Source organism: Nocardia aurea, assembly GCF_003123685.1.
In the GTDB taxonomy this organism is placed as follows: domain Bacteria; phylum Actinomycetota; class Actinomycetes; order Mycobacteriales; family Mycobacteriaceae; genus Nocardia; species Nocardia aurea.
The window spans coordinates 1-12,140 of the sequence record NZ_QCYJ01000091.1; the positions used below are offsets into that span (position 1 = coordinate 1).

General features: G+C 67.8%; 12 protein-coding genes and 2 tRNA genes. 10 read left to right on the plus strand and 4 right to left on the minus strand.

Translation table 11 applies throughout. From position 1 onward, the window contains the following. The first annotated feature begins 325 nt into the window (after window positions 1–325). The gene (locus DAT37_RS44155; RefSeq protein WP_157978540.1) at window positions 326–526 is read left to right on the plus strand and encodes a hypothetical protein; all 201 of its coding nucleotides are present in this window, start codon (window positions 326–328) and stop codon (window positions 524–526) included. A 161-nt stretch (window positions 527–687) separates the two neighbouring features. Here DAT37_RS44155 and DAT37_RS18745 read toward each other — a convergent pair. Continuing rightward, window positions 688–775: transfer RNA gene (locus tag DAT37_RS18745), tRNA-Leu, on the minus strand. A gap of 94 nt (window positions 776–869) precedes the next feature. Continuing rightward, window positions 870–1,226, minus strand: coding sequence for a winged helix-turn-helix transcriptional regulator (locus tag DAT37_RS18750; RefSeq protein ID WP_232839847.1), 357 nt, complete (start codon window positions 1,224–1,226; stop codon window positions 870–872). Between the two features lie 142 nt (window positions 1,227–1,368). Here DAT37_RS18750 and DAT37_RS18755 point away from each other — a divergent pair, with 142 nt between their 5' ends. Both DAT37_RS18755 and DAT37_RS18760 read left to right on the plus strand, forming a co-directional pair. Continuing rightward, complete coding sequence (locus DAT37_RS18755) at window positions 1,369–2,238, plus strand: NAD(P)-dependent oxidoreductase (protein WP_109526104.1); 870 nt, start codon at window positions 1,369–1,371, stop codon at window positions 2,236–2,238. 152 nt (window positions 2,239–2,390) lie between these two features. Further along, window positions 2,391–2,478: transfer RNA gene (locus DAT37_RS18760), tRNA-Leu, on the plus strand. A 198-nt stretch (window positions 2,479–2,676) separates the two neighbouring features. Here the strand turns inward: DAT37_RS18760 and DAT37_RS18765 are convergent. Further along, the gene (locus DAT37_RS18765; RefSeq protein WP_109526105.1) at window positions 2,677–3,399 is read right to left on the minus strand and encodes an SDR family NAD(P)-dependent oxidoreductase; all 723 of its coding nucleotides are present in this window, start codon (window positions 3,397–3,399) and stop codon (window positions 2,677–2,679) included. Window positions 3,400–3,486: 87 nt separating this feature from the next. Between DAT37_RS18765 and DAT37_RS18770 the strand changes: the two genes are divergently transcribed. Further along, window positions 3,487–4,056: a TetR/AcrR family transcriptional regulator gene (locus DAT37_RS18770; protein ID WP_109526187.1), complete on the plus strand. Its 570-nt coding sequence runs from the start codon at window positions 3,487–3,489 to the stop codon at window positions 4,054–4,056. Between the two features lie 50 nt (window positions 4,057–4,106). Here DAT37_RS18770 and DAT37_RS18775 read toward each other — a convergent pair whose 3' ends face one another. Continuing rightward, window positions 4,107–5,204, minus strand: coding sequence for a hypothetical protein (locus DAT37_RS18775; protein WP_109526106.1), 1,098 nt, complete (start codon window positions 5,202–5,204; stop codon window positions 4,107–4,109). Window positions 5,205–5,438: 234 nt separating this feature from the next. Between DAT37_RS18775 and DAT37_RS18780 the strand changes: the two genes are divergently transcribed. From DAT37_RS18780 to DAT37_RS18805, 6 genes are all read left to right on the plus strand, one after another. Further along, a complete protein-coding gene (locus DAT37_RS18780) occupies window positions 5,439–7,229 on the plus strand; it encodes a WXG100-like domain-containing protein (RefSeq protein WP_109526107.1) in 1,791 nt (596 codons plus the stop codon). A gap of 27 nt (window positions 7,230–7,256) precedes the next feature. Continuing rightward, the gene (locus tag DAT37_RS18785) at window positions 7,257–7,595 is read left to right on the plus strand and encodes a hypothetical protein (RefSeq protein WP_157978541.1); all 339 of its coding nucleotides are present in this window, start codon (window positions 7,257–7,259) and stop codon (window positions 7,593–7,595) included. A 4-nt stretch (window positions 7,596–7,599) separates the two neighbouring features. Next, window positions 7,600–8,073, plus strand: a complete 474-nt coding sequence (locus DAT37_RS18790; protein ID WP_157978542.1) for a YbaB/EbfC family nucleoid-associated protein — start codon at window positions 7,600–7,602, stop codon at window positions 8,071–8,073. Window positions 8,074–8,128: 55 nt separating this feature from the next. Beyond that, on the plus strand, window positions 8,129–10,600 hold the full coding sequence (locus DAT37_RS18795; protein WP_109526110.1) for a hypothetical protein: 2,472 nt from the start codon (window positions 8,129–8,131) through the stop codon (window positions 10,598–10,600). Then, window positions 10,597–11,400: an ESX secretion-associated protein EspG gene (locus DAT37_RS18800; protein WP_109526111.1), complete on the plus strand. Its 804-nt coding sequence runs from the start codon at window positions 10,597–10,599 to the stop codon at window positions 11,398–11,400. The genes DAT37_RS18795 and DAT37_RS18800 overlap by 4 nt, the downstream gene beginning before the upstream one ends. Window positions 11,401–11,480: 80 nt before the next feature. After that, complete coding sequence (locus DAT37_RS18805; protein WP_109526112.1) at window positions 11,481–12,134, plus strand: TetR family transcriptional regulator; 654 nt, start codon at window positions 11,481–11,483, stop codon at window positions 12,132–12,134. Window positions 12,135–12,140 lie beyond the last annotated feature (6 nt).

Here is a 12,140-nt window from a genome sequence, read left to right on the forward strand (position 1 = left end):
ACCCGCTACGAACGCCGCGCCGACATCCACCACGCGCTACTCACCCTCGCCTGCGCGGTCATCTGCCTCCGAAAACTCATTCTGAACTGACCTCTTAGTACAGTTCGCGGTGGTGCCTTTCTTCGTCTTCGGTGCGCTGCGGACCCTCCGGAACCGGCGGCGTCTACGGGACAAGTGGGCCGCCGAGGGTGTCGTCCCCACCGCAATGCGGTTGTCCGCCAACGGCCTTCGACTCAGCCTGGATGGAGCCCCGGATTCCGTCTTTCTGCCTTGGGACACTCTGCGAGGGCTACGGGTGCATCGTTGGCGGGGCCAGCAACTGCTGGTGGTCGATCTGATGTCCGGAGTCGGCGTTTCCACAGCCGGCGTTCACGGCCTCGACCACCCTGAGGCGCAGACGATGCTCCGGAAGCGGGTTCACGGCACCACCGGGCTACGGACCGCTGTGCGGATCCTCACCCAGCCGATATCGGCCATCGATCAGGCCGCGGCGTACTTCACCGCAGGTCGGGTCCGCGTTCACTGAAGACGCCGAGACAATATCCGCTGGCCATCACGGGGCACCGGCAGAAGAAGCAGGAATCGAACTCCGGCTGGTCTGCAGCGATCGCCGAGAGATCAGCGGATCGGGCCGGGTTTGGTGCTCACACTCGCGATCGTTGGTGCCACCCCCTGCGGGGTTGGCACTGGTGTCCGGAGGGGGACTTGAACCCCCACGCCCGATAAAGGGCACTAGCACCTCAAGCTAGCGCGTCTGCCATTCCGCCACCCGGACCGGTGATGTGTTCTCTTGTCACGCAGGCGACTTCGTAGGTCGCCGACGATTCGAAATCTTAGACATATCGGTGCGAGGAATGCCAATCGCGGGGTCACGGGGGCGGTTGGACGCGATTCGCGCCGATCCGGTCGATACGTTCGCGGCCCCATGCCCCGAGCGGTCGCAGGGCGCTGTTGAGCTCCGAACCGAGTTGTGTCAGTTCGTATTCCACGCGGGGTGGGATCTCGGCGAAGATCTCGCGGGCGATGATGCCGTCGGCTTCGAGTTCGCGCAGATGCTGGATGAGCATCTTCTCCGAGACGCCGGGTAGGCCGCGTCGGAGTTGACCGAAACGGCGCACGCCGTTCGCTTCCAGTTCCCACAGGATCAGGACCTTCCATTTGCCGCCGATCACGTCCATGGCGGCGTCGATGCCGCAGAAATATGGGCCGGATCTCTTTTCGCTCACCGCGCGACCTCGCTACCTGTTCACACACCCGCCGGTAAGTACCCGACCGAATAGTGGGCACTTGTCGACTCAACAACGGGGAGGCAGTGTTTGTTTCAGCGCGCTGACCACGATTTTTCCTATTCGAGGAGTTGATCCGTTCATGGCGGAAATCCCGCACGAGGCAGTGACCGTCCTCGGTCTCGGCGCTATGGGACATGCTCTGGCCGGGGCGCTCGTCGCGAGCGGCCACCCGACGACCGTGTGGAATCGGACACCCGGGCGCGGTGACGATCTGGTCGAAGTCGGCGCCACCCGCGCGTCTTCGGTCGCCGAGGCGGTCGGGGTGAACGATCTCGTCATCGCGGTACTGCTCGACCACGCCTCGGTGCACGAAACTCTGGACCCTGTCATCGCTCGTCTGAGAGGGAGACAACTGATCAACTTGACCAGCACCACGCCGGAACACGCCCGCGAACTGGCGAGGTGGGCGGCGGCGAACGGCGTCGGCTATCTCGACGGCGGGATCATGGCGGTGCCGTCGATGATCGGGCAGCCGGGAGCGTCGATCCTCTACAGCGGGGAGCGCGCCGTATTCGAGAGCAACCGATCGCTGCTCGAGTCGCTGGCTGCGGCGGAATACCTCGGGGAAGATCCGGGACTGGCTTCCACCTACGACTTCGCTCTGCTGTCGGTGATGTACTCGATGTTCGCCGGTTTCTTCCACGGGGCGGCGATGGTCCGCTCGGTCGGTGTGTCCGCCGCTGAGTTCGGCGAACGCGCATCCGGGTGGGTGACGGCGATGGCACACGGGCTTCCGGAATACGGCCGAACCATCGATTCCGGCGACTACACCACCGATGTCCAGCACCTCGGTTTCCAGAAGGCCGCGCTGGACGCCATCGTGACGGCCAGTCGCGACGCGGGGGTCACACTCGATGTCATCGCGCCGGTGAAGAATCTCATCGACCGTCAGGTCGCCGATGGACACGGCGACCTCGCGTTCGCTCGGACGTTCGAAGAGCTCCGCTGAACGCCGACGACCGGAGCTGGGAATCACCGCCGAACCGGCGGATTCCCCCGGTCAGGGGCCCGACGCGCCCGGCGGAATCCCGCCGGGCGCGTCCGGTTGTACCGCGATTTGGTCCCAGCCGACGCATCCGTTAACCTTGCTGAGCACCACCGGTCCGGGTGGCGGAATGGCAGACGCGCTAGCTTGAGGTGCTAGTGCCCTTTATCGGGCGTGGGGGTTCAAGTCCCCCTCCGGACACCAGATGGGTTTCGGGCAGTGTTCGACCTTCACGGGTCGGCACTGCCCGAAACTTTTTCACTGCGGCGCCTCGACTGCGAAGAGCGCCGAATAGCACCCACCCCTCTCGCCCCGTGATCGTACGCGCATGCAGCGCGGCGAGGATTCGAGTACGTGAGCGTCCCGCGGCCGGACGTGGTCGTCGAGCGTGCGCCGTCGCGCCTACCTCGCAGATACCGCGTCGAAGACTTCCTCGGCACGGTTCCGTTGGCGGTACATATCCCAGGCGGTGGTCGCGATCCGATCCGGATCGAGCGTATGCCCCTCGGCGGCGCCGTATTTCGCGGGGTCGGCGGTAACCATCGCGTGGATATCGCCGCCGACGACCAGTCCACCGATGGTGAGCGTGCCCGCGTAGACGCCGTGCTCGGCCAAGGCGGAATTGAGTGTGAGCGCGTAGTTTCGTAGCGCGGCGGTGGCCAAAGCCAACTGGCCGAGCATCGGCATGGGCCGCACACTCGACAGGCCACCCGCGAACAAGAGCGCGCCCGCACCGCGGTCGAGCATGCCCGGCAGCACCACGCCGACTGCCCGGACCGCGGGCCACACCCATTCGAATGCCGACTGCGCGGTCGTCACATCGATATCGGCGATCGGGACGATCGACTGGGTTGTCGGCCCCGGACCGTAATAGAGCAGATCGATATCGTTTTCGGCGCCGATCTTCTCCAGCACGGCCTGTAACCGGTCCCCGTCGGCGACATCGACGGTATGGGATTCGGCTTCGATCCCGTGTGCGGCGAGATCGGCCAGATACCCGCCGTGACGTCCGGCGCCGCGCGACAGGACAGCGACCCGGAATCCCTCCCGTCCGAAACGCCGGGCCATCGCCATGCCCAGGCCCGGCCCTACGCCGACGATCACCGCGGTACGTCTTCTCGACATTGTCGTCCTCCATAATTGAGGGGTACCTCATTTTATTCGAGGCTAGCATCAGCATGAGGGGGGCCTCAAGTTTGTATGATGGGTCTCGTGCCCCGACCGATGCGCCGCGACGCGGCCCGCAACCGCGAAAAGCTCCTGACGGAAGCGGCAGATGTGTTCATCGAGCAGGGACTGGGCGCGTCGCTCGAGGAGATCGCGCGCCGCGCCGGAGTCAGCATCGGCACGCTCTACAACCACTTCCCGACCCGCGACGCACTCATCGACGCACTGCTGCCGCCGCGTCTGGCCGCGGTGGACGACTTCGCCGCCGTGGCGTCGGCCGAACGCGACCCCTGGACAGCCTTCAGCGGCTTCGTCGAGAACCTCCTGATCCAGCTCACCGCCGACCGCGGACTCCTCGAGGCCTTCACCGGCGACCCGCCGACCGCCGAGCTACTGGCACAGGCGTGCGAACGCGGAGCGACACATCTGTCGGCGGTGGCCGATCGCGCCAGAAAGGCCGGGGCGCTGCGCGCCGACGCCAGCGACGAAGACGTCACGCACCTGCTCTCGGCACTCTCACTGCTGGGCGAGAGCGCGGGCTCGGCGGCCTGGCAGCGCTCGCTGCGCTTCGTACTCGACGGACTCCGCGCGACCGGAGTATCGGTGTCGCCGTAAGCGAATCGCCGCCCACCGCCTGCCACGGACCGGGGTACGCGGGGCCGAGCTCACTCGTCGGCGGCCACACCTGCCATGATCAGCTGAAGCCATGCGTCGTCGATGTCACCGTCGGCGAAAACCCGCGTGAGCGCGGCTCGGTCGATCTTTCCCCGATCGGCGGCACGCACCAAGGTCCGCACTGCTTCACGGTCACCCGTCCGGTCATCGATCAGTGCGGCCACTATCTCGGCGGTGCTCTCCTGACTCCACACACCCGGTACCGCAGCGGCGATGTCGGCGACGGCCGGTGAGTCACCCCGGTACCACCGACCGCGATCCCACCAGTAACAGAACGACAGCAGGCCGATTCCGGCCCGGGGGTCGAGCACCGGATTCGCCACCCACGCGGGGGCCCCGGCGTAGAGATCCGGCATCTTCGCGCCGGTGTTGTAGACCGCGTCGAGGACGGGGTCGTTCCAGACACCTCCGGACAGCACCGCTCGATCGCCGGGCAGCACCCAGAGCGAGGACCCGCTGCGCTCGACGCCTTCGAACATCCCCAGCGCGGGCAGCACTCGCGGCCCCCACGGGGAACCGACGGCGACGAACGCCGCGGACAGCACGGCCCAGCGTCCGACCATCGACGGCAACGCGGGCAGATCGGTCTCCACCACGGCTGCGTCCGGCTCGGCACGCGCCGCCACCTCGGCAGGCCGTGATTGCCGGTCACCGTGTCGGATATGCGCGCCGAGCCACACCGGCAGCCGGTACCTGGGAAATACCTCGAGGTCGGCTCGATAGACATCGGGGTCGAAGAGGTGTTCGTCGGGGAACGGTTCGTCGCCGAAGTCGTAGTCGGTTCGTACCTCACCCGACATCGACACCACGAGCAGGTACCGCCACCACGGCCCCTCGGACAGGGCGGTCGATGCCTCCCGATGTGCCCGGACCAGCGCCATGACCTCTCCGGTCGGGATGATCTGCGCCGCGACACCCTGCTCGTCGGTGGCGACCACGGCGGCCAGCTCGGCGGTCGCCGCGAGGACGAAGATCGCGTGGATCTCGTTGCGGCCCTGCGGAGCGAGGCCGGTCAGCAGCGCCGCGATCCGGCGGCTCACGGCGTCCGTCGGCGAGCTGCCCGCAGTCGCCTCCTCGGTTCCGGTCACGATATGGCACCTCCTCGATCGCGGCGCACAGTACCACTCGGCGGGAAACGAACAGTATTGGCGACAAGCGCTTTTCGCCGCTGATCGCACGACCCTCGCTGCGCGCGAGCAGAATTCGCCTGCGCGTCGATCGAAGTTCAACTTGCTGCGGTGTAATCCCAGCGACGTCGACCGACCGGGAGGAACTGTGCCGACCACGCCGCGAGGGCATTCCGGATTTGCCGCGGAACCGTCGTGACCCTCTACATGCCGGACGGGTTGCAGTGGCTGGCCTGGATAGCGGGCACCACATGGCCGGAGGGCGACGAAGACGCCTCGTGGGCGGCCTCGCGGGCGTGGGAGACAGCGAGCAACGAGCTGAAAGCACTGCTGGCCGGGATAGACGAGGCCAGGCTGGCCACGGTGGCCGCGTACCCGCAGGGAGAAGGCGGCGCCGCGATGGGTGCGCGCTACGACGTCCTCCGTAGCGGTGACCAGTCCGTGGAGGCTCTGGCCGAGCTGATGCAGACGATCAGCGACAGCGCCTTCGACATGGGCACCGAGATCCAGGCCACCAAGCTGACGGTCATCGTGACATTGGCATGGCTCGCACTCGAGATCCTGTGGGCGTGGCTGTTCCCACCGACCGCGCCCGCGGTCGAGGCGGCCGCGATCACCACGACCCGGTCTTTCCTCAAGGTGTTCGAGGACGCCGTCCAGAAGATCATCACGAATATCGCCGCCCGGCTCGGCGCCCCGACGGTCAAGCGGCACTTCTGGACTCGCGCGGTACAGCTGCGACCGGTCCTGCCCACGGCGAAAGGGTACGGCGTCTACGGGGCGAGGGCTATCGAGGCGGCCGCCATCACGGGCACGATCAACGGCGCGGTGCAGGTCGGACAGCTCGGAGCGCACAAGCGTCGCCACTTCAACGGCGGCGAGTTCGGGCTGTCCATCTTCGCCGGTGTCGCCGGAATGATTCCCGGCCGCGAAGTCGGTCGCTATCTCGGCAAGGGCATCGACAAGGTGGCGGGAAAGAACCTCGACAACGTGGCGGGCCGTGTGGGGCGCGGCGTCGTGATCGGCGGCACGTCCGGGGCCGTCGGCACCGGATTCGGGAACGTGGCCGCGGGCGCGGTCACCGGCGACTGGTCGTCGTTCGCCTCCGGCGCGGGATGGGTCGGCGGCATCGCGCGCGGTGGCCTCGTCGGCGGGGCGCGGGGCGGGTTCGCGTTGGGGACCCCGATACCCCCGGGGCGCGGGGATATCCGCTCCTACGTGTGGATGCCGAAATCGACGTCGGGCACCACCGGACACCCACCGGTGACCGACGGATCGTCCACGAGCGGGAGTGCAGGGTCCTCGACTCGTTCGGGCCGTACCGAGAGCGGGTCGTCCTCGGGTTCGGGCGGGACGGTGTATCACGACGCGACGAGTGGACCGCCCTCTCGGGCCGGTGCGAGCACGGGTTCGGGTCAGACGGTATATCACGATGCCGCCAGTACGATCTCGGGGTCGTCCTCGTCGTCGGGATCATCGTCGGCATCGGAATCTTCGTCGTCGGGATCAGGATCGGGATCGGGATCGACGACGTCCGGTGGCGGACAGTCCGGCCATTTCACCGGCAGGCCGCCCACGTCGTGGGAGTCGTCGGTGGACGGCTGGGGCGCGAACGGACGCCCACCACCAGGCAATACCGGACTCGTCGGCGGCGTACCGCTTTCACCCGCACCCGTCGGCACACCCCCCGCGTCGACCGGGTCGGCTCCGAACGGTGGCGCGCCGCGGATCACCGGTGCTCCGAACACACACGGAAACCCGATCGCCGCGGGCGCGGGCGAGCCGTTCCTGGGCGAGGGCAAGGATGTGCGCGGCAAGCCACGCCCCAAAGAGTGGCCGTCGATCGAACCGCTACCGGACGCCTTCACCCCGCCACCGGGCGGGGCCGCGCAGTCGAGCGCGTGGCTGCCCCCAGCCCCCTCCCCCCGCGCCGAGCAGCACGCCGCCGCGGGCCCCGAAGACGTCGATATTCCTTTCACCCCCTAGAACACCGATATCGAAGGGATGTCAACCGTGGCCGATCGGATAGAGGTCGATCCCCAGAAGCTTTTCGTGGCATCGGAGCTGACCGAAAGCCTGTCGACGAAGGTCACGGCTACCGCAGACAAGTTGCGTGACGCCCTCGCGGGCATCGAATCCGATACCGCCGTCGTGCCATGGGGAAACGACAAGCGCGGCAAGAAGTTCGCGCAGGGCGAGATCGGCTATCGGGCCGCGCGCGACAATCTGCTCGACGGTGCGAGGGGGGCCGCGCAGACTCTGCACGACATGGCGCAGGGTCAGCGTGCGGCATCGAAGGCGCTGACCGGCACCGACCATGCCTCCGGCGGACAGTTCGGCGCGGGGAAGTGATCCCGTGGTGAACGAACGCCTACGCGCGGATATGGCCACGATGCTCGACGGCCTCGGCGAGCAGTTCCGAGGAATCGCCGAACTACAGAAGCGACGTTCACTGCTCACGGCCACCGTCACCGCGTGCGACAAGCGCATCGAGGTCACGGTCAATGCGGACGGGATCCTGATCGCGACGAGATTCGCCGACGACATCCTCGATCTGGGCCCGGAGGAGATCGCCGAGAACATCACCGCGGCGGTACAGGCCGCGGCCGCCGAAGTGGCCGGTCGCGGAGGGGAATTGATGACACCGCTGCTGGAACGCAAGAACGCGCTGCCCAAACTCTCGGAGATCATCGAGGGCGCACCGGATCTGGGATCGATGCTGCCGACCGCGCCTGCCCCTCCGATGTCACCGCCCGACCCGGCCCGATGGCCCACCGACGATTCCGGCACGACGGGACCGCGATCGGTGGTCGCCGACAACGACGACTGACCGTACCCGCGACACAACTGGCGGGGAGCCCGATCCCCGGCGAGGAAAGGCGACGATGGCCCTCGAACCGAACACGTGGTCCGGCTTGGAGAATCAGGCGAAGGCGGGGTATCTGAAGTTCGACGCGGCCCAGGCGCTGAAGGCGGCCGAGGCCTGCGCCGATCTGGTCGACGACCTGCTCGGGATGGCCGCCGCGGTGACCGACCTGCGCCTGAACAATTTCGCGCCCATCGGCACGCTGACCTCCGGCGCCCAGCTGGCGACGGCCTTCACCACGAAGGGGTCACGCCTGCACACCATCCTCGGTGACCACGCGAAGATCGTCACCGATATGGGCGAGACCTATATCGCCGCGGGCAGGGCCTACACGAGGGCCGACGGGGATTCCGCGGACACCTTCCGGGCGCTCGGCGAACTGAAGATGCCGACCACGGCAACCCCCTACACGCCGGGCAAAGCCGCTCCGGGCGCCCCCGATGCCCAATTCGACCGGCCCAGCGGCGGTTTCACGTGGACGGACGACGACGGCAAGACCCACACCGAGAAGGCGAACGCCGAGAGTTTCCCCTCGACGTTGAAGGATTACCAGGGCGCGAAGGATCCCGGGGTCACAGCCGATATCGAGAACAAGGACAGTCTCAGTTTCACCGAGATGTACGAGCTCGGCCGTGATCTCGATCCGCAACCGGTGCTGGCGGCCGCAGGCACCTGGCACACCATGGCCACCGACCTGATGGGCAGGCTGAACAACTTCGTGACCGTGATCTCGGCCGGCACCTCGGGCTGGGAGGGGCAGGGGGCGACCGCCGCGACGGCGGCGATCAAGAACTACTCCGACGGGGTGCAGCCGCTGATCAGCTCGATGATCGTGATGAGCCAGAACCTCGACTACACCGCCCAATGGCTGTATCTCACCAAACTGAGTATGCCCGCGACCTCGGATGCCGGTGACTGCTGCCCGGGTGTCGTGACCAGGCGCTATCGCAAGGAATGGCAGAAGCACTACGGCGAGGGCATGACGAACACCGTGTCGGTGATGCCGGCGGTCGACGGGCCGATCGCCACCCCCCAGCCTGCCGGGGGCCAGGGACAGAACCCACCGGGCAACAATCAGAGCCCGCCCGGCAACTACGGGAACGGTCAGGGCAGCAACGGGTTCGGCGACCAGGGCGCCGGCTACGGCGACCAAGCCGGTCAGAAGCCGGGCGATGAGTACCGCAACGGCTACGAGGAGGGCTACCGCGAAGGACTGGAGGCGGGACAGGGTGTCGCCGAAACGTCCGGCGCGGGAACCCTCGGCTACGGATCGGGACCGGGCTCCGGGCTTTCGGGCTCCGGGACCGCGGGTGGTTCGCCCGAAAGTCAGGCGGGTTCGCTGCCTCCCGGCTACGACGCCGCCCGCGCCGGAGCGGGCACGGAATCAACGGGCGGTGGCTCCGATCCCGCAGGCGCATTCGGCGGGGCAGCCGGGTCTTCGGGGAGCGCGGTGCCCGCGCGTTCGTCCGGGGGATCGGGGAGTTCCGCCTTTCCTCGCAGCAGCCTCGCATCCACCGGGCAGCCCGAATCCGCGGCGGGCGGTGGCATGCCCGATGTGGGCTCCCTCGGTTCGGTCCCGCTGCCGCGGATGTCCAGCGGCACGGGCGGGTCGTCCGGTGGCATACCCTCGCGATCCGGCGCACCGAGTTCCGGCACGGGCGCGGCCGGACTCGCCGACGCCCTCGCCGCGGCGACCGGCGCGAACCCGGCGCAGGTGCGCTCGCTCCTCGACAACCTTCCCGGCCTGCTCGACGAGGACACTCTCTCCGGCCTGACCGGTCTGCCACCGGAGCAGGTGCGTTCGATTCTGGACAACATCCCGGACGGGGTCGACGAGAACGCCTTGGCGAAACTCAGCGGAGTGGATCCGGCGGGGGTGCGCTCGGTGCTGGAGAACCTCCCCGACGCGTTGGACGAGCAGGCGCTCGGGGCGGCGACCCATACGAACGGCCCGGCGGGCAACGCGGGATCGCCCTCGGATGCCGCCGGTTCGCTGGTTTCCGCGGGCCGGGATCTGCTCGGACATCTCGGCACGGCGTTGACCCAGGGCCTCGAAGCGGTCACCCAACTCGGGGGCGCCCTGCCTGGTACCGAGCAGATCCGGGACCTGTTGGGGCAGTTCGATCCCCGGGCCCTCGCGGCCGCGACCGGCGATGTTCCGGTGGATCCCGCGGGCGCCGGTGGCGCGGGATCGGGCGGCGCGGGCGCCGACGTGGCATCCGGCCCGGCCCAGCAGCCTTCGTCCGCGCTCTACCCGCGCGCGTCGTTGGCGGGCGCGGAAGTGCCGGTCCATTCCGCCGTGGCGGCAGGTCCCCGCACCGAAGGCACGCCCGGCGGCGCGCCCATGATGGGTGCGCCGGGCGCCGCGGCCGGTAACGCCGGACAGGGCAACACCGGCCACAAGACCGCCAAGTTCTTGCAGTCACGAGTGCACCTCGACGAGGCCATCGGCGCCGTCCCCGACCGGGTGAAGCCGGTGCTCGACTCGTGAATCACACCTGGGAATTCACCGACCTGGAATTCAACCTGCTCTGCGAGGATGTCCGGCAGGGCGAACTGCCCGCGCCGTTCGTCTTCACCAGCCGTACCCGGCTGGAAGCGGATTACGAGCGAGAGAAGGCACAGGTCCGTCAGCGGCTCCGGCAACGCATGGACCACGAGACCGACGCGCTGGCCGGGGCGATCGCCAAACCCGATGTCTTCGTGGTCGCGCACGCCTGGGACGACCAGGATTTCGACAATCCCGAAGCGCGCACCCGGGTGCACGCGATCCGCCACCGCGCGCGCGGCTATGTCATCACCCAGCTTCCCGGCGAAACCCTCGCGCACAGCGGTGGTTTCACCGTCGTCGAATGCGATCCGCACACCTTGGGCGACACCGTGCTCGGACTGCTCCCCCGCTGCGACGCGGGCGGACTCGACGACATCGCTCTGTCGCTTCCGTCCACCGAACCGCAACACGAGGTCGAACGCCCGGTCTCCAGAATTTCCGACAACGACGACGATCCGGGTGACGACGCCGTCCGCAGCGCCGCCTTCTTCGAGATCCCCGCCGTCAGCACCGGGATCGTCAAGGTGCTCCAGGGCCGCTCGAAGTACGGACCGCGCGGCAGGATCGAAGCGGGCCTGCTGTGGCGCGACCTCCCCGACGACGGGCGCTACGTGATCCCTCTCGACCATCCCGCCCCGGTCGCCACTGCCATGGGCAGCGACCACCTGGCACGCTGGGCGCGGGACCGGATCGAGGAGATCCTCGCACGCCTGGACTCGCACATGGAGAACGAGGAGTGATCCGGTGGGAGATCGATCTCGATTCGGCGAAGTCACCCGGCCCGTGCCGACCCGACAGGTAACGCAGTTATCGTAGGGGCATGGGAGGTGAGGCGAGCGTGGATCCGGGTACCAGGATCACCCACGCCGTGTGGACGTTACTGGAATCCGACGGCTACGACGCCCTGCAATTGCGCGACGTCGCACGCGTCGCTCGTGTCTCGATGAGCACCATCTATCAGCGATATCCGAATCGGGACGAGTTGGTACTCGCGGCGATCACCGAATGGGTGGACGCTCATATCTACCGCGAGCTGGCACCGCCCGATCCGGGAGAGACCCTGGCCGAGGGTTTGATACGGATGCTGCGCTACGTGTTCGAGCCCTGGGAACACAATCCCCACATGCTCGAACCCTATTTCCGGGCCAGGTCGATCCCCGGTGGTCGCCGCCTCGACGCGAAGGGTTTCGAGGCGGTGTTGCCCGTCGCTGCCCAGATCTTCGCCGGAATTCGGCCCGACTACGCCGCCGACCTGGGCCTCGTGCTCACGAATATGACCTACGCGCTCGTCGGCCGCTGTGCCGCAGGCGATTTGGACAGCACCGAGATCCTGCCCGCGATGGAACGGGTCATCATGCGGATGACCGGTGACAACGTCCCGCTCACCACACCCGTCGCGGCTGCGGACGATCACACCGAGGACTTCCCCGCCTTCGGGATCGGTCCCTCGTTCCATTCGCCGTTCGCCCCCTGACGGACG